This is a genomic window from Mycolicibacterium vinylchloridicum, from assembly GCF_013404075.1.
In the GTDB taxonomy this organism is placed as follows: Bacteria; Actinomycetota; Actinomycetes; order Mycobacteriales; family Mycobacteriaceae; genus Mycobacterium; species Mycobacterium vinylchloridicum.
Genome location: NZ_JACBJQ010000039.1, coordinates 33,671 through 54,717, shown reverse-complemented (window position 1 = coordinate 54,717; position 21,047 = coordinate 33,671). Strand labels below are relative to the sequence as shown.

Genomic DNA, 21,047 nt, shown 5'->3' with positions numbered 1-21,047 from the left:
CCTTCCCAACCAGCGCGTCAACGCCGGTCTTGATCAGAGAACCTTGGACTTCAGATCATCCCCGGGAAGGTGCGCCCACTTTCATGCCGCCCCACCGAGGGTCATCCACAGGTTCTGATCATTGCTCCAGATCCGGTGGATGTTCGTACGATCAACAGTCTGGTTGGTCCGGCCCACGGTGCCGCTATCAACGACTCCCAACGTTCTCACCTCCAGGTTTCCGGACAGACTAGGACCTACGCGATAGGTCAGGTGGCGAAGTGCGCCTGGTTCATATGGGCGGCAACCCGCAGGGCGTTGGCCGCCACCGTCAGACTCGGGTTCAGGCCGGCACTGGACGGGAAGAACGAGGTGTCCACCACGTAAAGGTTGTCCAGGTCGTGCGCGCGGTTCTGCGCGTTCAACACACTGGTCGCGGGATCGGTACCGAATCGGCAGGTGCCGCAGACGTGGCCCATGTTCGAGTTCTCTGTGCCGCTACCCAGACTGCGGGTGCGAAACGGTTTCAGCACGTCTTTGAAGAGTCGCAGGAACTCCGCGTGGCGGTCGCGTTCGTTCGCGTGCAGCCGGTACTGCATTCTCATTCGCTGGCGGCCGTCGGAGCCGGGACGGTCGGATGGCAGCACGCGGTTGTCCCGGTAGGGGAGGTCTTCCATCATCGCGGCCAGGATCAGTCCGCCGGTGAAGAACTTCTCGTAGACCCGGCGCACGGCCGGCCGCATCAGGCGCAGCGCCTTCGCCTGCGGGCCGGGACGGTTGAGCAGCCACTCCATCGGCGGGATCGCGCCGAACGACTGCACGGTGCCGTACTTCTGGCCCTGATGGAAGTAGAAGTCGTTGAGCCCGATCTCCTTGTTGGCGGCGGTGATTGCGGAGCCCGGCTCCGGCCAGAGCATGACTGGGTCGAGGAGATGGCGCATCAGGTTGCGGCCCACCATGTCTGAGCCGTTGGCCAGCCCGCGCGGCCAATCGCCAGACCGGGAATTGAGCAACAGCACGGGCGTCGCCAGCGCGCCGGCGGCCAGCACCACCACCTTCGCCTTCAAGGTCAGCCGGCCGGAGGCGTGTTCGCAGATCACCCGTCGCACCCCGGTGCGGTCGGCTTCCAGATGCAGAACGCGGCATTCGGCCACCAGCTGGGCACCATGGTCGGTGATGGCGGGCAGCACACAGTTTCGCGCGGCGTCGTTCTTGCACGACTGGGCGCAGAGGTAGGTCTGACACGTGGCACAGTCGGCGGCGTAGTCACAGGCCATCGGCAAGTGATAAGGATGCAGACCGAGACCCATCAGATAGTCGATCAAGGGCCTGTTGTCGGCCGAAAATGGCGGCGCATCAGGAAGATTGACGCCCGCATCTGGTCGCAGCGGATCGGGCTGCCCGCGGACCCGAAACAGCTTCTCCGCCTCGGCGTACCAGGGGCGCATCTCGTCGTAGGTGACCGGCCAGGCCTCCGGCACGGTGGACTCGCCCGGGTCGGCGAAGTTCTGCCGAGGGGTGAAGTCCCGAGCGAAGAATCGCTCGCACACCATGCCGTAGAGCGCGGAGGACCCGCCGGTTCCGCCACCGATGAACGGCACGAACGTTTTCGGGGAGCGTCCACTGATGTCCTCGACCTCGTCGGTCGAGCGTCCGCCACGGGCCAGCGCGTCGAAATAGCTGTGCGCCGAACGGGTGGACATCGGGTCGGCCAACTCCGGCATCGCCGATCGAATCGTTCCCGGCGTCCCCGGCAGGGTCGAGCGCCCCTTTTCCACGAACAGCACTCGTCGGCCCGCTTGGGCGAGCCGGTATCCCAGCGTCCCGCCGCCCATACCGGTGCCCACGACGATCACGTCCCACTCGATGCGTTCCGTCTCGCGCGCAGTCAATGCGCCGTCAGCCAAAATCGAGCTCCTCAGCGTGATGGCCCAAAGATCGGCCTGGGCTCGGCGATTCGGGATCGTATCAACGTTGAGCCGACGGCATGGCCGAACGCTTACTGGCTCGTCAAAAAACCGGTAATAATGGCCCGCGATGAAACTTGTGCTGTCGAGCTACGGCGGTCGCGGCGATATCGAGCCCGCCGTGGTCGTCGGTCGCGAGCTGCTGCGCCGGGGGCACGACATCCGCATGGCCGTCCCGCCCAACCTGGTCGGCTTCGCCGAGGCGGCCGGTCTCCCGGCAGTGTCCTACGGGCTGGACTCCACCGACATCCTCGAGCTGCAGTGGCGGTACTTCACTCTCTACGGACGCACGCCGTGGAAGCTCAAGGAGCTCAACCGGATGGCCGCCGAGACCGCGCAGTTCGCGCAAGCATGCTGGGCGGAGATGACCAGGAACCTGGCTTCGGCGGCCCAGGGTGCCGACCTGCTGCTCACCGGGCTGATCTTCGAGCAGCCCGCCGCCAACGTGGCGGAAGCCTACGACATCCCGCTGGTCACCCTGCACTACTTTCCCTACCGCGTGCACGGGCAACTGCTGCCGTTGCTTCCGGCGCCCCTGAGTCGCATGGCGATGACCGTGAACGAGTGGACCGCATGGCGCGGGACCCGCAAGGGCGAGGACGCGCAGCGCCGCGAATTGGGGCTACCCAAGGCGGCCGGCCCGGTGCCGCGTCGGGTCGCGGATCGGAGTTCGCTGGAGATCCAGGCGTACGACGAGTTGGTCTTTCCCCGGCTGGCGGCCGAATGGGCAAAGGGGAATCGCCATCGGCCAGTCAATAGGCCATTTGTGGGTGCGCTGGCGATGGCGTCGCCGACCGAATCCGACGAGGCGGTGGCAGCGTGGATCGCCGAGGGATCGCCGCCGATCTTCTTCGGTTTCGGCAGCGTTCCGATCGGATCGCCTGCCGACACGATCGCGATGATCGCTACAGCGTGCGCCCAGCTGGGGGAGCGCGCAATCGTCGGAGCCGGCGGCACTGACTACGGCGACGCCCCGAGTTTCGATCACGTGAAGGTCGTCGGCCAGGTCAACTACGCGACGATCTTCCCGTCCTGCCGTGCGGTGGTGCACCACGGCGGCTCAGGAACGCTGGCCGCGTGCCTGCGCGCGGGAGTTCCTCAACTAGTGCTCTGGACGCTGCCTGACCAGCCGTTCTTCGCGGCTCAGCTGAAACGGCTCAAGGTCGGAGCGGGGCGCCGCTTCTCGACCACCACCGAGAAATCGCTGGTGAAGGACTTGCGCCGGATTCTGGCCCCAGAATTCGCGGCACGGGCTCGCGAGATCGCCCCGCGGATGACGACACGCGACGACGCCGTCGTTGCTGCAGCCGACCGTGTCGAGGAATTTGCGCGCCTGAAGTGTCGTGCCTGATCACTTTTGCCGGCCGCCCGAATTTGAGGTCGAGGCCGTCAATATTGGATAGGCTGCGCAGCGACCCGCTGGTCGTGAGGCCCGGCTCGATCCAGGACGCGCACGGGGTAGTTGAAGGAGCTAAGAACGGCAATGGCTAGAGGCGCGTTCGGGCGAAGCGATGCTGAGATCGACCTCTTGGTCCGCGGCATGCGGTCCGGGATCGCGGTCGTGGGCTTTGGCTACATCGGTACGGTGATCGGCGCCGTTCTGGCTGACCGTGGCTGGCCGGTCACCGGTATCGACGTTCGACAGAATGTCGTCGACGAGATCAACCAGGGCAGAACGAGCGTTCCAGAGCCAGGACTTGGCGAGCTCGTCGCCGAGAGCGTCAAGGTCGGCCGGCTACGTGCCACCCCCGATTTCAGCGTGATCGCCGACAACGACTTCGTCATCGTCACCGTAGGGACACCACTGGGCCCGGACTACGAGCCCATCGTCGATGACATCAAGGCGGCGGCGCGGGCGGTGGGCGAGCACCTGCGCCCCGGCCACCTCGTCATTCTGAAGAGCACCGTCCCGCCCGACACCACCGAAACCCTGGTGCGACCGATTCTGGAAGAGGCGTCCGGATTGACGGCGGGGGTCGACTTCGGGTTGGCGTTCTGCCCCGAGCGCCTGGCCGAAGGACAGGCCATCCGGGAGCTGACGTCGATTCCCGTCGTGGTCGGCGCCGTCGATGAACGCAGCGCACGCAGCTGCGCCACGCTCTGGCGCCACGCCCTCGGCTTGGAGTCCATCATCGTCGAGGACCCACGGACGGCCGAGATGGTCAAGCTCGCCGACAACCTCTGGATCGACCTCAATATCGCGATGGCCAATGAACTGGCCAAGGTCTGCGACCGGCTCGACATGGACGTACTGCAGGTCATCGCCGCGGCCAACTCGATGCCGAAGGGCACCCACAACGTCAACATCCTGATGCCGAGCATGGGTGTCGGCGGCTACTGCCTGACGAAGGACCCGTGGTTCGTCAACCACCTCGGTGAGACCGTCGGGCTGGATCTGCACGTGCCGAAGACCTCTCGGACCGTCAATGACACGATGCCCAGCTACACCTACGGGTTGCTCACCCAGTTGCTCGCCGATCAAGGCAAGACGATCGAGGACAGCAAGATCGCCGTCCTGGGCATCGCGTTCAAGAACAACACCGGTGACTGTCGGCTCACCCCGACCAAGTACGTCGTTGCGTTGCTGGAAGAGTCGGGATGCCAGCTGTCCGTCCACGACCCGTGGGTGCCGGACGAGGAGGCACATACGGTGACGAAGGTCCCGCTGAGCCCTGACATCGAATCCGCGGTCAAGGATGCCGACGCCCTGGTTGTCCTTGCGGGACATCGTGAATTCCACCAGATTCCGCTTGTCCGCCTCGCCGATCTCGCGGCCGATGGCTGCGTGTTTCTCGACGGTCGCAACAGCTTCGACCCGGCGGCCGCGCGCGCGGCCGGGTTCATCTACAAGGGGATCGGCCGGTAAGGGGCCGGCAGGTATTCGCACACCGTACGTAGAACGAAAGAGCAACTATGTCCAATGTCGTCGTGACCGGCGGCTACGGCTTCATCGGATCGCATTTGGTGACCGCGTTGCTGGAACGCGGCGACACCGTCACCATTTTCGACTTCGCGAAGAACACCCGTGACACCAGTATCGAATTCGATAACCACCCCAACTTCCGGTTCGTCCAAGGCGATGTCACTGACCTGGCCGCGCTCGAAGAGGCCTTGACACCCGATGTCGACACGGTGTTCCATCTCGCCGCGGTCGTCGGCGTCAAGAACTACATGAACGATCCGCTCCAGGTTCTCGACGTCAATGTGATCGGAACCCGCAACGTCCTGGAACTGAGCCACCGCAACGGAATTCGGGTGGTATTCGCCAGTACATCCGAGGTGTTCGGCAAGAACCCCAACCCGCCGTGGGCCGAGGACCACGACCGTGTCCTCGGTTCGACGAAGACCGCGCGGTGGAGCTACAGCACCAGCAAGGGAATGGCCGAGCATCTGGTCTTCGCCATGCACGCCGCCCACGGACTGCCGGTGACAGTGGTCCGCTACTTCAATGTGTATGGGCCGCGCCAGAATCCGATCTTCGTGGTGTCCCAGACCGTGCACCGGATCCTCAACGGACGTCAACCGCTGCTCTACGACTCCGGTGATCAGACGCGCTGCTTCACCTACGTCGACGACGCGGTTGCCGGGACCCTGCTGGCCGCCGATAGCGATGCTGCGATCGGTGAGGCGTTCAACGTCGGCAGCATGGTCGAGACGACCATGCGTGAGGCGGTCGATCTGGCGATCAAGATTGCCGGTGTCGAGGGCGTGTCCAGCGCCGAACCCGTTGACACGGCAGCGCATTTCGGCGGCCGCTATGAGGACATTCCCCGTCGCATCCCGGATTCGACGAAGGCGCAGCGGGAGCTGGGTTGGCACCTGTTGGTCGACGTCGAAGAAGGGATCCGCCGCACCATCGAGTGGGCGCGGGCCAACCCGTGGTACCTCAAAGAATTGGGCTAAGGATCGATTTCGGATGACGACCGACCCCAGACTCGCTGCTGACAGCAACCCCGCGGTCGCCGGCGGCAAGAGCCTCGGTAGCGTGTTCGATCCTCGGCGCAACGCACTCAATGCGTGCCGATTTGCGATGGCTACGGGCGTCATCATCTACCACTCCTGGCTCCTCACCGGTCGACACCTCTCGTTCGCACCAGTCCATCAGCTTCTCAGAGACGTATGGGTCGACGGATTTTTCGCGATCTCCGGGTTCCTCATCACCTGGAGTTGGTTCCGGCACCCACGGGTTGGCGAGTACTTCGTAGCCCGGGCGCTGCGCATCCTGCCCGGCTTGTGGTTCTGCTTGATCGTCACCGCGTTTGTCATCGCGCCGATCGGGGTGGCCATCCAGGGTGGCTCGCCCGGCAAGTTGCTGCTGTCGCGCGCGCCGATCGAATACGTCGTCGGGAACCTCGGAGTGATGCTGACCCAGCAGGGTATCGCTGGTACACCAAGCGGTATTCCGGTGTCTGGCGTCTGGAACGGGTCGCTTTGGACACTGATCTGGGAAGTGCTGTGCTACATCGCTGTCGCGGTGTTCGGTGTGCTCGGCCTGCTGCGCCGGAAGTGGTTCATACCTGCGCTGTTCGCGCTGACGCTCGTGTGGTCGGCAACGCTGCCGGCGTGGAGTGTCTTTGCGGAACTGGCGGAGACGCAGCAGAGCATGGACCCGGCCACCGCGGCGCTGTTTGTTCAGGCGATCGTCGCGCGATTCGCACTGATGTTTTGGGCGGGTGCCTTGATCTACCAGGTCCGCAACCTGCTTCCGGCTCGGTGGTCGCTGGTCGTGCTGAGCGTGGGTATCGTTCTGGCGGCGAGCTTCTTGCCCAATTACCGTGTTCTGGCAGCCATTCCCTTGGCCTACGCCGTCATCGTGACGGGCGCACTCATCCACGACAAACGATGGCGACTGCGCACGGATCTGTCCTACGGCGTCTACGTCTATGCGTGGCCGATACAGCAACTGCTGGTCATCTGCGGGCTCGCATTTCTGAATCCAGTCGTGTTCGCGCTGATTGCCGCCCTCGTTACTGTGCCGCTTGCGGCTGTCAGCTGGTTCGCGGTCGAGAAGCCGGCGATTTCCCTCAAGCGTCGTTACGAACAGCGGAAGCGGGCCGTGGCCGACGCTCCCAGCGCACCGCCGGGGGAGCACGAGCCGTCTGCCGTACGTCTGGCAGTGGAGCCGGAGCCGGAGACGCCGCGATGAGAATCGTGCTGGCAGCGTACGGAACTCGAGGCGATGTCGAGCCGTGCCTCGCCGTCGGATGCGAGTTGGTGCGCCGAGGGCACGAGGTACTGGTCGCCGTCCCGCCTGACCAGATCGGCTTCGCTGAATCGGCCGGGTTCACCGCCGTTGCGTACGGGCCGGATTCCCAGGTGTCGTTGGCGATCAATTCGGGAGCAAACCAAAAGGGCGAATCCGCTCACCGTCCATGGCAGCTGGGCCGTCAGCGACAGATGTACCGCGACGACTGGGAGTTCCAGAAACGATGCCGGTCGGAACTCGCTAGCGTGCTGATGTCTGTGGCCGGAGAAGCGGACTTGTTGTTCCATGGCCAGGTTTTCGAGGACCTCGCCGACAATGTCGCGGAGTACTACGGCGTCCCGATGGTCACGCTCCACTATTATCCGCTGCGCCCCAACGGCCAGCTTCTGCGATTCTTGCCTGCACCGTTGGGTCGGGCGACAATGGCTGCCTTTTGGTGGATCACGTCGCGCGCAGCCGGCAATGCCGAGAAGGAGCAGCGGCACGAACTCGGACTGCCGAAGGACTCCAGGTCTGCCACGCGTCGGATCTCGGACCGCGGATCGCTGGAACTCCAGGCCTATGACGACGCGTGCTTTCCCGGTTTGGCGGACGAGTGGGCCGACTGGCGCGATCAACGCCCGTTCGTCGGCGCCCTGTGCATGGAGGTAGCGACGCAGGTCGACCACGAGGTCGCCGCGTGGATCGCCGAGGGTAGGCCGCCGATTTGTTTCGCCTTCGGGAGCATGTCGATGAAGTCTCCCGCTGAAACGATGGCGATGATCAGTGAAGCGTGTGCACAGCTGGGGGAGCGGGCGTTGATATGCGCTGGCTCAAGCGGATTCAGCACCGATTCGCATGCCGATCATGTCAAGGTTGTGAGCCGAATGAATTATGCCGCGATCTTTCCGACGTGTCGTGCGATCGTTCACCACGGTGGGGCGGGGACGGTCGCAGGCGCACTGCGCGCCGGCGTGCCGACACTCATTCTGTGGTCGGCACCCGACCGACAGATGTGGGGGGCCGTCATCGACCGGTTGGGAGTGGGGACCGCTCGGCGCTTTTCGCGCACCACCACGAAGTCGCTAGTTGCGGATCTGCGGCGGATCGTCGCCCCGCAATATGTCGACCGCGCCCGCGAGGTCGCATCCCAGATGTCGAACCCCGCCGAAAGTGCCGCAGTCGCAGCCGATCGTGTGGAAGAGTTCGCCATCTCGCGGTGCCGCAGCTGAGCAGTTGAAAGGAATCCAGGTCGGATGAGATTTGTCTTGGCGAACTGGGGAAGTCGCGGCGAGGTAGAACCTTTCGCGGTGCTCGGCCGCGAGTTGGTACGACGGGGACATGACGTCTCCCTGGTTGTCGCGCCCGACCTGGTCGACTTCGCGCGATCCGCCGGCCCCGCAGCAGTCGCCTATGGTCCCACCGTGCAATCGATCATCGATCCGCACCAGGACTACTTCAAGCTCTTGTTCAGCAAGCCTTGGCGCGCGCGCGAACTGAGGCGATTGGTCCGCGAATTCTCGGCTCCTATCGACGAATGCCGGGAGTCGGCAGGACAGACGCTGCTGGGACTGGCCGGCGGCACTGACCTGTTGCTCACCGGAATGAACTATGAAGGGATCGCCGCCAATGTCGCAGAAGCGTGCGGCATTCCGTTCGCCACGCTCCAACATTTCCCGCTGCGCGCCAACGGCCGTCTGCTTCCGTTTCTCCCGCCACGACTGGGCCGCCTGGTCATGACGGGATCTGAGTGGCTGACGTGGCTGGGGCATCGGGTCAATGATGACGCCCAGCGCGAAGCCCTCGGCTTGCCGAAGTCGCGGGGACACTGGACGCGGCGGATCGCCGAATCCGGGGCAATGGAAATCCAGGCCTATGACGCGGTGTGCTTTCCCGGGCTGGGGCAGGAATGGGCGCATTGGAATGACCAGTCACCGCCCCTGCGTCCGTTTGTCGGTGCGCTCACGCTGGAAATGCCGGCGGACGCCGACGACGAGGTCGCGTCGTGGATAGCCGGTGGCACGCCGCCGATATTCTTCGGCTTCGGCAGTATGCCGATCGATCCGGCCGGCGACACCATCGCCATGATCGCCAGGGCCTGCGCGCAACTCGGTGAGCGGGCACTGATCGGCGCCGGTACCAACGACTTCAGCAATGTCCCGCAGTTCGACCACGTCAAAGTCGTCGGCACGATCAACTATGCGCAGGTGTTTCCGACCTGTCGCGCGATCGTGCACCATGGCGGCTCAGGTACGACGAACGCCGGTCTTCGCTCAGGGCGACCCACGATGATCCTGTGGATGTTGCCCGATCAGACGTTCTGGGCAGGCCGGCTGAAACGGCTGAAAGTCGGTACGGGGCGGCGCTTTTTGGCAACCACGGAGCGAACGCTCGTTGCGGACCTGCGCAAGATCCTCGCCCCGGATTACGCGGCCCGAGCGAGCTCATTGGCCGCGCAGATGACCAAGCCTGCCGACAGCGTTGCGGCCACGGCCGACCTGGTCGAGAAGTTCGCCATCTCGCGCCGCGGTTGAGCTCAACCCCGCGCGCCACCGGATTCCGCAGCGGCGCGGTACCCGCGGACGGCCAGAGGTCCCACGATCGCGGCTCCGGCGATGGTCCACAGCACACCCCACAGCAGTGGCCACCAGGGCAGTCCGCCTTGGGCGAGTGTGCGCATAGTCTCGACAATCGGTTCCATCGGCTGGAACCGGAGAAGCGGCCACATCCACGACGGCAGGGATTCCACTGGCGGGGAACCGGAACTCGCGAACACGGCGGTGATGGCCGGCAAGCCCAGCCAGATCAGAACGGTGCCGTCCTTGGCCCGCACGGCAAGTGCGATCACCGCCATCGCGAACACGATCACGACCATCACCGGCACCAGGAGGAACAGGATCAGCGCGAACCAGCTGCCATGAAAGCGCAGTCCGAGCGCGACGCCGACCAAGGTGATCAGGATCGTGCTGACCAGCGTCCGCGCGGCCTCGGCCAACAACCTGCCGGTCATGGCACTGGCGCGATGCACCGGTAATACCCACAGCTGGCTCAGCAGGCCGCCGTCCCGTTCGATGGAAATGGTCAGACCGGCCGCGATCGCTCCGGAAAACGCACCCGCGATCGCGCAGGTCGGCACCAGACCGTAAAGACTGTCCGTACCGGTGATCCGCAATATCGACTTGCCGACCAGTAGGTAATACGTGATCAGGAGGAACGTCGGGAACAACACCGACTGGATCGGCACCACCGGCGCCCGGCGCCAGTGGGTCAGCAGCTGGCCCGCGAACACCAGACTCTCGTTGATGAGTGAACTCCGCAGCGGTACGTCGGCGGTCATGGTGTCCGCCTCTGCATACGCATCGCCAGCACGCCGCACACCACGAACAGCCCGACACACCATGCGAAGCTGCTGACGATATCGCCGACCGCGATATCGCCCGCGGTGAGTTGCCGCAGCGTCGCGGTGATCAGCGAAACCGGTTGATACTGCACGAATCCGTGCAACCACTCGGGGAACGACTCGACCGGAGCCATGCCGGTGGACAGCATCACGAGGAGCAATTGGGGCACCAGCAGGACCTGACTGGTGCCGCCCTCCCTGGCGATCGACGCGCCGGAGAGCCACACTCCGGCGGCGTCCGAGGCCAGTGAGAGAGCCAGCGTGAATATCAGGACAAGCACGACGAACGCGGTCAGATAGCCGAGCCCGCCGATCATTCGGAAACCGAAGGCGTACCCGATTCCGATCGTGGCGACCAGCGCGATCGCCGCCCGGACGAGGCAGTACAACATGCGGGCCGACAGCGGGGTCAAGGTCGACAGCGGCAGCGTGCGGAGCCGGACGCCGAGCTCAGAGTTGTGTTCTCGAGCGGCACGGTCGACGGTCGTCAGCGCTCCCAGCAGCGTCACCTGGACGAGGATGACCGGGAGAATGTATTGGGCGTAAGTGATCCCGCCGGTATCGATCACATTCCGCAGCGCGAGATTGAAGATGACAAAGTTGCCGACCGGCGCCAGCACCGCGAACGGCAAATCGCTATAGAGCGCTTCCCGAACGATGCGCTCGGTGAGAACAGCGACTGCGGTCACGCGGTGACGCTGCCCGTCAGATGCAGGAAAACCTCGTCCAGGGATGGCTTGCGCAGGGAAATATCGGCCAGCTCGATGTCGAGCTGATCAACCCGGCGAAACACCTCACTGAGCGTGGCGACGCCGCTCGTCGCCAGGACGGAGACAGTATTGGCCTCTTCGTCGGCTTCGGTGCCTTGGAGATCGGTGAGCACGGCCAAGATCTTGGGCAGGTCGGCGGGATCCACGGGACTCACCGTGCAGTAGCTGAAGCCCATCCGGCTCTTGAGGTCTTCGGACGTGCCGCTTGCGATCACCCGGCCGTGATCGATGACGACGATCGCATCGCTGAGCACGTCAGCTTCTTCGAGGTACTGGGTGGTGAGCAGAACCGTGACGCCGTCGGACGCCAACGATGACACCAGATCCCACACCGTGCGGCGACTGCGCGGATCCAGTCCGGTTGTCGGCTCGTCGAGGAAGAGTACCTTCGGCGGGACCACGAGCGCGGCGGCGATATCGATCCGGCGCCGCATGCCGCCCGAATAGGTGACCACGCGGCGGTCGGCGGCATGCGCCAGATCGAACTGCTCGATCAACGCGTCGGCTCGCGCGCGCGCATCTTTACGACGCATCCCGTGCAGCCGGCCGAACATGATCAGGTTTTCTCGCCCGCTGAGCTGCCAGTCCAGTGCGGCATGCTGCCCGGTCATGCCGATCGATGCGCGGACTTTGCCAGGATCTTTGACGACGTCGAACCCGGCAACCAGGGCCTGGCCATAGGTCGGCCGGATCAGCGTCGACAGTATGTTGATCGTGGTGGTCTTGCCTGCGCCGTTGTGGCCGAGCAGAGCGCAGATCGAGCCCGTGCCGACGGAAAAGCTCACGTCCTGCAATGCCAGGACGTCGCCGTCGAATGTCTTTGCTACTCCGTCAAGCTCGATCACAGATATTGACCATAGCGTGAGTGGATTGGCTTCGGGCCGAGTAGCGACGACTTGGTCGCAACCGAGAAACTCAAAACAATGACCTATCTCTTCGGGCTTTGATCAGGGGATTCGGCGGGCGATCGGTTATTTGCCGATCCAATCGAGCAGTGCGCGCATGCCTTCCTCGAGCGACCACTTGGGCCGCCAACCGAGCTGGATTGTGGCGGGCTCGATATCGCACCGCGCAGCGCGTACGTCACCGTCGCGGAACTTCCCGACGACGACCGGTTCGGGGGCGCCACAGATGGCCGCGAGTTGTTGCGCGAGCTCTCCGATGGTTGTCGGCACACCCGACCCGATGTCGACATAGCGTGACGGCGTCGCAGGACTCTCGATCGCCGCGAAGAGCCCCTCGACAACGTCATCGATATAGACGAAATCGCGCACGATCCGGCCGTCTTCGTAGACCTCGAGGGCCTGCTTCTCCCGCGACAGCCGGGCGAACAGCGCGACGATTCCGGTGTAGGAGTTCGTCAGGGACTGACCCGGTCCGTAGACGTTCTGCAGTCTCAACACGCTGAGCTTGGTGTCGTGGGCGGACGTCCACGACGCGAGGATGTGCTCCTGGGCGAGTTTGGTTGCGGCATAGATGTTCGTGGGCCGGGGCTCGGTGCGTTCTGCGCTACTCGCGAGCGGAACCGCCGAATCGCCGGTGGGGCCTTGCGGATCCCAGATCCCCGCGGCGAGCTGGGCGTGACTGCGTGGCGGCGGATAGAAAATGTCGGTGCCCGACTGCCAGGCGCCTTCGCCGTAGACGGCCCGAGACGACGCCAGCACCAGTTGGTCGGGTACGTGTCCGCAGCGGCTCAACGCATCGAGCAACTGGGTCGTTCCAACGACGTTAACCGAACCGTGCCGGCTGGCTTCCGAAAGCGATTGCGCCGTGCCGGTTTCCGCTGCCAGGTGGACGATCTGGGACGGCTTGAACAGCCGCAGGACTGCATCACAGTCGGGCGCGTGAGTGACATCTCCGGTGAACAACCGCACCGATCGCGGCAGATCGATCGGGGCGCCCGCGGCGTGCACTTGCGGGTGCAGGATGTCCATCACGGCGACGTCGTAGCCGGCCTCGACAAGACGTCGCGCGAGCGTGGACCCGATGAATCCCGCCCCGCCGGTGATGAGCACCGTCTTGGAAATGTTGGGCATTGCGGACACGGTAGAGCCTCCTGATCAGTGACCGCGAGCGAGCGCGCGGTCAGTCAGCGCACCGATGGCCGGTGCCAATTGCCGGGAATAGGGGATGGACAGGTGGCTCACGTCCATGTAGACCAACGTGTTGCCGACGACGACCGGGCAGCGTTCCGCGGTGCAGAACAGATCGGACAGGTCGGCGTATTGACCGCCGCCTGCGGTGGTGGCGGTGGCCTCGGCGGTCACGCCGGGCTGATTGACCGCGGCTGACCGGGACGGCGCGCAGGCCGTCGCGTCATCGAGATTGCCGGACAGGCAGATCGGTACATTCGCATGCGGGCTCGCGATCGGTCCCAGCACCAGCACCTGCGAGCCCATGTCGCGGAGCTGCCGCACCAGTCGCGTCAGGCTCTCGATCCAGGCCGGGTTGTAGGCCTTGAATCCGGTCATCTCTTCGTCGAAGCCATATCCGCGAAACGCGCTGACCACGACCAGCTGGGGTGGTTGCGCCTGGAGCCGGGACAGGACCTCGGCGCGCCATTGTTCGCAGAACTGAAAGGATTCGATCAGCCGACGGAAGGCGGTGCCGACGGCCACGTCCATGATCGGGCAGGCTTCTTTGGCCATCAGCTGCAGTCGCCAATGTCGTTGCGGGGCAAGCTCTTGGAATGCCGGCATCCACATCGCGGCGTGCGAGTCGCCGATCAGTGCCACGGTGGTCGACGACGTGATGTCGCCCATCACGCAGTCAGGTTGTCCGCTTTCGTACGGTGTGCGCAGGCAGCCGTTGTAGGTGATGTTCCGCTGCTCCCCCGACAGGTTGGACAGTGGCGGATTCAGATTCGACGGGACGGCCTTGACCTCGAGTGCGGCCGCGAGCGCCGTCTGCACCTGGGCGACGGTCTGAACGACGGCGGCGTCGTAGGCGCGGATGTCGGAACCAGCGGCCAACGCCCCGGTGGGAGTGAAGACCACCGCGTTCGCGGGCGCGCCGGGTCCGACCGGGGTGGGCACGACCTTCAACAGGCCCAGGCCGACGATGACCGCGATCGCCGTGGCCACCGCGCCGAGACCGAGGCTGCGCCAAGGGAAGTCGCGGATTCTCGGGGCGAAACGCAGCGGGTTCTCGAGATAGCGCAGGGTCAGCCAGGCCAGCCCGGCGGCGAGAACCGCTGCGATGATCCGTTCGGGCAATCCCAAGGCGTGACCCAGCAGGGCAGGTGCGAGCACCAGCACCGGCCAGTGCCACAGGTACCACGAGTATGAGATCCGGCCGATGGCACGCATCGGCGACGTGCTCAGGAACTGCCCGCAGCCCTGCGCGGGGGTCGCGCAGCCCGCGCCGATCACCAGCACCGCCCCGAGGGTGGGCAGCAAAGCGGCCGTACCCGGGAACGGTGTCGCGGAGGTGAACCACACGCAGGCAACCACGATCATGCCCAGCCCGGCCCAACCGGCGATTGCCGCCGTCCGGGGTGAGAGACGTTGCCAACGAATCACGGTCAGCGCCACCAACCCGCCGACGGCCAACTGCCACGCGCGCGTGGCGAGCGAGAAGAACGCCATCGCCGGCACGACGTAGGTGATCAGCAGTGACATGGCGAAAGACAGGACCGTGACGAGTCCGAGGACCACCAGATAGGGGCCCCGGGATGACGCGATGGCCCGCGCTCTGTTCCGGCGGAACCGTCGGATCACCCAGGCGGTACCGAGGATGAGCGGTGCCCACACCAGATAGAACTGCTCCTCGACGCCCAGCGACCAGTAGTGCAGGAACGGTGACGGCGACAGGGAGTCAGAGAAGTAGTTGATGTTGTCGAGAATGAACCAGTAGTTGCCGACGTAGAGGGCGCTGGCGATGCCGTCATAGAGGACAGTCGGTATCCGCAGCGGCGGTAACAGCAGGATCGAGGCGACCATCGTGATGACGCCGACCGTGGCCGACGCGGGCAGCAATCGGCGGGCGCGAGCCCCGTAGAACTTGCGCAGCCGCACCGATCCGGTCCCGCTGACCTCGCGCCAGAGCAGGCCGGTGATCAGGAAGCCCGAGATGACGAAGAACACGTCGACACCGACGTAGCCGCCGCTTATGCCGGGGATTGCAGCGTGAAACATGACGACGCCCAACACGGCAATGGCACGTAAGCCCTCGATGTCCGGGCGGAAATAGTCCTGTTCGGAGCGCCGACTTTGCTGTCCTTCGCTAGCCCTGAGGCTGTCGGCGTGGGCCAATGTCACCTACCTGCTAAATCAGCGAACACGTCAATTGAGTCGAGGCATTCTTACACCCGGGCGCAGGCGCGAGTGGTGGTTTCGGGATCTGCTCGCTACTCGTTGTGGGCGAGCGCGCGGTCGGCCAAGGCTCCCGCCACCGGGGCCAACGCCCGCGACCATTCCAATGACATGTGGTTCTCGTCGAGGTAGACCAGGGTGTTGCCGACGATCACCGGGCAGCGTTCGGCAGTGCAGAACAAATCGGTGGTGTCGACATAGCGACCACCGCCCGCCTCAGTGGCGGCGGCTTCGGCGGCGATGCCATCTTCGTTGACCGCAGTCGACCGGGCGGGGGTGCACGCCGGAACATCATCGATATACCCCGACAGACAGACTGGCACGTGGAAGCCGGGATCCGGGATCGGGCCCAGCACAAGCAACTGCGCGCCCGTCGCGCGCAACCTTTGAACCAGACGGCCGAAGCTGTCAATCCACGCGGTGTCGAATGCCCGGTAGCCCGAAAGAGATTCGGTGGTCCCGTAGCCATGCCACAGGCTCAGCACGATCAGCCGTGGCCGCTCGGATTCCAGCCGGCGCAGGATTTCGTTTCGCCATTCCCCGCAATGCGCGAAGTGTTCGGCGAGCCGGCTCAGCGGATTGCTGATCGGCGCATCCAGCAACGGGCAGGCCCCCTTGGCCAGCAGCTCGAGACGCCAGTGCCGTTGAGTGGCGACCTGTTGGAATGCCGGGGTCCACATCGCGGCGTGGGAGTCACCGACCAGGGCCACCGTAGTCGACGACGACGGATCTCCCATTGCGCATTCGGGCTGTCCACTCTCGAACGGTTCACGCAGGCAGCCGCCGAACGCCAGTGCCTTCTTCTCGGCGACACTTTCCAGAAGCGCTGGGGTGAGGTTCGAAGGGACGGACTTGACGTCGGCTGATCCCGCGATCGCCGCCTGCACCTGGGCGAACGTCTGGCGTACCGCGGCGTCGTAAGCGTCGAGGGAGGCGCCCGCAGGGACGGTCACCGCAGTGAACTTTGGTGGTGTCGCGGCGGCGCCGTGCCCGACCGGGGTGGGCACCACTTTGAGAAGTCCGACCCCGACAACGACGGCGATCAGGGTCGCTACCGCTCCCATGCCGAGGCTGCGCCAGCCTGAGCTGCGGATCATTGGGGCGAATCGCAGCGGGTTTTCCAGATAACGCAGGGTCAGCCACGCCAGCCCGGCGGACAGCAGAGCCCCGGCGATCCGTTCGGCCAAGCCGAGTGCATGGCCCAGCGCGAACGGGGCGAGAACGAGGACGGGCCAGTGCCACAGGTACCACGAATAGGAGATGCGCCCGATTGCGCGCATCGGCGGTAATCCGAGCAGGCGCCCACCACCCTGCGTCGGCGTGGCACACCCGGCGCCGATGACCAGGGCAGCGCCCAGCGTGGGCAGCAGTGCCGCGGCTCCCGGGTACACCGTGGTCGGGGTCAACCATACGCAGGCCAGCACGATCAGGCCGAGCCCTGCCCAGCTCATGGTTGCGGCGATTCGCGGTGAAAGGCATTGCCATCCAACGGCGGTCAGCGCAACGAGTCCGCCGATACCCAGCTGCCACGCCCGGGTGGGTAGCGAATAAAACGCCGCGGCGGGCAGGATGTAGCTCCCCAGGAACGACAGCGCGAACGACACGATCACGACGAGCGTCAGCAGCACGATAAACGGGCGCCTGGACGCGGTCGCCCCGATTGCCGGGCGACGGCGCGCTCGTCGCGCCAGCCGCACGAGCCAGACGGCGCCGAGCAGCATCGGCGCCCAGACCAGATAGAACTGCTCCTCGACGCCGAGCGACCAGTAATGCAGGAATGGTGACATCGCCACGTGGCTGGAGAAGTAGTCGACGCCTCGCAGCAGGAACTGGTAATTGCTGACGTACAGTGCGCTGGCGATGCCGTCGCCGATTGCGGACCGAGACAGCAACGGCGGCAACAGAATTGCCGAGGCGATCATCGTGATGGTGCCGACGGCAGCCGAGGCCGGCAGGAGCCGGCGCGCACGGGCGCCGTAGAAGTTGCGCAGTCGCACGGTGCCGGTTCCGCTCACCTCCCGCCAGAGCAGTCCGGTGATCAGGAATCCCGAGATCACGAAGAACACGTCGACGCCGACGTAGCCGCCACCGATCCCGGGAACCGAAGCGTGGAACAAGACGACCGCAAGCACCGCGACGGCACGTAAGCCCTCGATGTCCGCGCGGAATGTCTTCTGCTCTGAGCGCGCAGTTGGCGGGGTCTCGGTAGGGCTAACGCTCTGCGCCTGGCGCAAGATCACCTACCTACTTACTGAGCGGACGCGTCTGATGGTCGAGGCATTGTTACATTCGCGTCCGTCAATAAGGGGTGCTTTAGGTGTGTTGGGCGATCCATGTGGTCGTATAGCGCAGCGTCGCCGGGATGCTCTTGGTCAGACCTGCACCGATCGACTTCTCGAGTTGGCCGCCCACCAAGGGGATTTTGACCTCCACTCGCACCGCGGAGTGCAGCTGTGAAGCAGAACCTGCCGGAGCCAGCCAATTTTCCGCCTGGCTCGATCCGAGTCCGCCGGACGCCGACACATTGACCTCGCCGCGCACTCGGCCGTCACCGGCCGCACGCCAGGTCTCGCGGTACTGGAGTCTCAAGTCGCCGGTAACGACCTTGGCCACCAGCCCCGGCAACATCTGGCGACCCAGGTATTGGGTGATGTGCACGTCGACCACACCGTCGGCGTCGACGATCAGCGAGTCCAGCGTCGACGCGGCGTCGCCCGCCAGCCGGTCAGCCCAGTAATCCTCACGTCCGAACGCAGCATGAATCTGGTCCACACTTGCTGCTGATTCGCTGACGATCTGGAATGAACGCGACATAGCCGAACATTCTTACGCTGCCGGCCGCCTGCCCGAAACCCCCATGTTGCACAACCCTTTTGTGGTAGGAACCTCGCGTGAATATCAACCAGGGTCTGGTCATGTTGGCGGACGCGATGCCAGGTGTGAACCGGATCAGGGCCGTCCAGCAGGCGCTTGCCATGCGGTCCAACCCCGTCTATCTGGAGATCGGCGTGTCCCGCGGACAGGCCTTCCAGCGGATCAGTGCCGACGTGAAGATCGCAGTCGACCCCGCGTTCCGGCTGACCGAACGCACTCGTGATCTGGCCAACGCCAAGGGGCGAGTCGTCGAGTACTTCGAGACGACCAGCGACGCCTTCTTCGAAAACGAGAAGGCGCTGCTCGAACAGCACCCGGTCGACGTCGCACTGATTGACGGACTGCACACCTACGAGCAGGTGGTGCGCGATGTCGAGAACACTGTGCGTCATCTCAAGGACGACGGTGTGATCTTCCTGCACGACTGCAACCCGCCGTTCGAGCTGGCCGGCCGCCGGGCAGAGTCGTGGGACGAGTTCATGGCGCAGCAGTCAGGTCCGTTGAAGATCGGCATCTGGAATGGCGACGTCTGGAAAGCGATCGTCGAACTCCGTAGCACCCGGCCCGACCTGCTGGTCGGCGTGCTCAAGTGCGATCAGGGCGTCGGGTTCGTCCGCAAGGGATCGCCCGAGACGACGCTGCCGTACTCCCCGGAACAGGTCGAGGCGCTCACCTACGCGGATCTCAAGGCCGATCGCACCCGTCTACTCAACCTGAAGCCACCCCGGTACCTCGGCGAGTTCCTCGCCATGAGCAGCGCCCGGTAGGTCAGCCCTTCCAATGAAGTTCGTGCTGGCAACCTGGGGTAGCCGCGGCGATATCGAGCCCACTGCGGCCGTCGGGCGCGAGCTGGTGCGCCGCGGGCATGACGTGTCCCTGGCCGTTCCGCCGGATCTGGTCGAATTCAGCAAGGCGGCGGTGCCCGACTCGATAGGTTTCGGCCCCAACTCGCGGTCGATTCTCGACGCGCATCGCGACTACTGGACGTGCTTTTTCACCCCACCCTGGAAATTACGGAAGATGAAAAAGGCGCGCGGTGAAATAACCGGACCCCTTTTCCAGGGCTGGCAGGACATGAGCGCAACACTGATGTCGCTGGCCGAGGGCGCCGACCTGATATTCAGTGGCATCAATTTCGAAGACGCTGCGTCGAATGTCGCCGAGTACTACGACATCCCGTTCGCCACACTGCACTACTTCCCGCTGCGGCCGAACGCGCGGGTCCTGCCTTTTCTGCCGGCCGCGCTGGGCCGTGCGGTCGTCAGGGCGTTCTGGTGGATGTCGTGGCGCGGCACGAAGAAGTCCGAAGACGCCCAGCGGCGCGAGCTGGGGCTGCCGAAGGCGACCCGGTCGGCGCCTAGGCGCATCACCGAACGCGGATCGCTGGAAGTCCAGGCATACGACGAGGCGTGTTTCCCCGGCCTCGGGGCCGAGTGGGCGCCCTTCGAGGTCCAGCGGCCATTCGTCGGGACGCTGACGCTTGAGTTGGCGACCGCTGACGACGACGAGATCATGTCGTGGATTGAGGCCGGAACACCACCGATCTTTTTCGGCTTCGGCAGCATCCCGGTCGAATCGCCGGCTGACACGATCGCGATGATCGACGCGGCGTGCGCACGGCTGGGGGAACGCGCGCTGGTCGGCGCCGCAGGGACCGACTTCAGCAACGCCCCGCATTCCGAGCGAGTCAAAGTGGTCGGCGTGATGAACTACGCGACCGTCTTCCCGGCTTGCCGCGCCGTTGTTCACCACGGGGGATCGAGCACGACGCCGATCGTCATGCGTGCAGGTATCCCGCAGCTGATCCTCTTCTGGGACATGGTTCATGCGATCTACGGGACGGCGGTCAAGCGGCTGAAGGTGGGCACGGCCCGGCGGTTTTCCACGGTGACCGAGCAGACGCTGGTGGCTGACTTGCGCGCCATCCTTGCTCTCGACTACGTCGCCAGGGCCCGCGAGCTCGCCTCCCGGATCACCGAACCTGTGAAAAGCGCTGCGGACACCGCCGATCGGCTGGAGGAGTTCGCTCGACGGGGTCGCTACAGCTGACGTCGGGTGCTTGCTGGCTCGCGCCACTAACGACTGTAGGCGCAATCTGACGTCATATCGGCTCTCCAGCGTCCTGGAGGTGAAATGCCTCTCCGGGGAACCGAAGCATGCCATCTGAGAGAAATCCGTGGCCACCACTGTCACTCGACAGCGCGGGTGTACAAAAGGTAGCTATCGGTGATGTGAGTCACACCCAACTTCATGACATGGGTCACACCACGAAGTATGGTTTGGAACTTGTTCTACCCAAATTGACGAGAGTGTCGGGAGACCCGGTGAGCAGCACCAATCCGTTTGATGACGATGAGGGACGTTTCGTCGTCTTGGTCAACGACGAGGAGCAACACAGCCTGTGGCCGACGTTCGCCGATGTGCCTGCCGGCTGGCGGGTCGTACACGGTGAAGCCGACCGCGCGGACTGTCTGGACTACATCGAAGCGAACTGGCCCGACATCCGGCCGAAGAGCCTGCGTGACCGGTTGGCAGGTAGTCGAGCGTCTGACTAGTTCA

Annotated in this window: 17 protein-coding genes; 9 read left to right on the top strand and 8 right to left on the bottom strand. The window is 64.7% G+C overall.

Features of this window, described 5'->3' with window-relative positions; translation table 11 throughout:
* Positions 1–248: 248 nt before the first annotated feature.
* Positions 249–1,886: a GMC oxidoreductase gene (locus tag HPC46_RS25325; RefSeq protein WP_179474944.1), complete on the bottom strand. Its 1,638-nt coding sequence runs from the start codon at positions 1,884–1,886 to the stop codon at positions 249–251.
* A gap of 130 nt (positions 1,887–2,016) precedes the next feature.
* On the opposite strand from HPC46_RS25325, the gene HPC46_RS25320 reads away from it, so the two are divergent.
* The 6 genes from HPC46_RS25320 to HPC46_RS25295 all read left to right on the top strand — a co-directional run bounded on the left by HPC46_RS25320 (position 2,017) and on the right by HPC46_RS25295 (position 9,665).
* On the top strand, positions 2,017–3,297 hold the full coding sequence (locus tag HPC46_RS25320; protein ID WP_179474943.1) for a glycosyltransferase: 1,281 nt from the start codon (positions 2,017–2,019) through the stop codon (positions 3,295–3,297).
* Positions 3,298–3,429: 132 nt separating this feature from the next.
* A complete protein-coding gene (locus HPC46_RS25315) occupies positions 3,430–4,812 on the top strand; it encodes a nucleotide sugar dehydrogenase (RefSeq protein WP_179474942.1) in 1,383 nt (460 codons plus the stop codon).
* A 47-nt stretch (positions 4,813–4,859) separates the two neighbouring features.
* Positions 4,860–5,849 carry an NAD-dependent epimerase/dehydratase family protein gene (locus tag HPC46_RS25310; RefSeq protein WP_179474941.1) on the top strand — a complete coding sequence of 330 codons (990 nt, stop codon included), beginning with the start codon at positions 4,860–4,862 and terminating at the stop codon, positions 5,847–5,849.
* A gap of 13 nt (positions 5,850–5,862) precedes the next feature.
* Positions 5,863–7,092: an acyltransferase family protein gene (locus tag HPC46_RS25305; RefSeq protein ID WP_179474940.1), complete on the top strand. Its 1,230-nt coding sequence runs from the start codon at positions 5,863–5,865 to the stop codon at positions 7,090–7,092.
* Positions 7,089–8,363: a glycosyltransferase gene (locus HPC46_RS25300; RefSeq protein ID WP_179474939.1), complete on the top strand. Its 1,275-nt coding sequence runs from the start codon at positions 7,089–7,091 to the stop codon at positions 8,361–8,363. Before HPC46_RS25305 ends, HPC46_RS25300 begins: the two co-directional genes overlap by 4 nt.
* 24 nt (positions 8,364–8,387) lie before the next feature.
* Positions 8,388–9,665, top strand: coding sequence for a glycosyltransferase (locus tag HPC46_RS25295; protein ID WP_179474938.1), 1,278 nt, complete (start codon positions 8,388–8,390; stop codon positions 9,663–9,665).
* A 2-nt stretch (positions 9,666–9,667) separates the two neighbouring features.
* Here HPC46_RS25295 and HPC46_RS25290 read toward each other — a convergent pair whose 3' ends face one another.
* The 7 genes from HPC46_RS25290 to HPC46_RS25260 all read right to left on the bottom strand — a co-directional run bounded on the left by HPC46_RS25290 (position 9,668) and on the right by HPC46_RS25260 (position 18,428).
* Positions 9,668–10,468 carry an ABC transporter permease gene (locus HPC46_RS25290; RefSeq protein WP_179474937.1) on the bottom strand — a complete coding sequence of 267 codons (801 nt, stop codon included), beginning with the start codon at positions 10,466–10,468 and terminating at the stop codon, positions 9,668–9,670.
* Positions 10,465–11,220 carry an ABC transporter permease gene (locus HPC46_RS25285; protein WP_179474936.1) on the bottom strand — a complete coding sequence of 252 codons (756 nt, stop codon included), beginning with the start codon at positions 11,218–11,220 and terminating at the stop codon, positions 10,465–10,467. Before HPC46_RS25285 ends, HPC46_RS25290 begins: the two co-directional genes overlap by 4 nt.
* A complete protein-coding gene (locus HPC46_RS25280) occupies positions 11,217–12,146 on the bottom strand; it encodes an efflux ABC transporter ATPase subunit, DrrA-related (RefSeq protein ID WP_179474935.1) in 930 nt (309 codons plus the stop codon). Before HPC46_RS25280 ends, HPC46_RS25285 begins: the two co-directional genes overlap by 4 nt.
* A 126-nt stretch (positions 12,147–12,272) precedes the next feature.
* Positions 12,273–13,316, bottom strand: a complete 1,044-nt coding sequence (locus HPC46_RS25275) for an NAD-dependent epimerase/dehydratase family protein (protein WP_179474948.1) — start codon at positions 13,314–13,316, stop codon at positions 12,273–12,275.
* A gap of 45 nt (positions 13,317–13,361) precedes the next feature.
* Entirely contained in the window at positions 13,362–15,560 is a 2,199-nt protein-coding gene (locus HPC46_RS25270) for an acyltransferase family protein (protein WP_179474934.1), read from the bottom strand.
* 89 nt (positions 15,561–15,649) lie between these two features.
* On the bottom strand, positions 15,650–17,854 hold the full coding sequence (locus HPC46_RS25265; RefSeq protein ID WP_407665564.1) for an acyltransferase family protein: 2,205 nt from the start codon (positions 17,852–17,854) through the stop codon (positions 15,650–15,652).
* A gap of 73 nt (positions 17,855–17,927) precedes the next feature.
* The gene (locus HPC46_RS25260; RefSeq protein WP_179474933.1) at positions 17,928–18,428 is read right to left on the bottom strand and encodes a DUF2505 domain-containing protein; all 501 of its coding nucleotides are present in this window, start codon (positions 18,426–18,428) and stop codon (positions 17,928–17,930) included.
* Between the two features lie 101 nt (positions 18,429–18,529).
* Here HPC46_RS25260 and HPC46_RS25255 point away from each other — a divergent pair, with 101 nt between their 5' ends.
* From HPC46_RS25255 to HPC46_RS25245, 3 genes are all read left to right on the top strand, one after another.
* Positions 18,530–19,255 carry a class I SAM-dependent methyltransferase gene (locus HPC46_RS25255; protein ID WP_179474946.1) on the top strand — a complete coding sequence of 242 codons (726 nt, stop codon included), beginning with the start codon at positions 18,530–18,532 and terminating at the stop codon, positions 19,253–19,255.
* Positions 19,256–19,268: 13 nt separating this feature from the next.
* Entirely contained in the window at positions 19,269–20,537 is a 1,269-nt protein-coding gene (locus HPC46_RS25250) for a glycosyltransferase (RefSeq protein WP_179474932.1), read from the top strand.
* Positions 20,538–20,812: 275 nt separating this feature from the next.
* Positions 20,813–21,043, top strand: a complete 231-nt coding sequence (locus HPC46_RS25245) for an MbtH family protein (protein WP_179474931.1) — start codon at positions 20,813–20,815, stop codon at positions 21,041–21,043.
* Positions 21,044–21,047 lie beyond the last annotated feature (4 nt).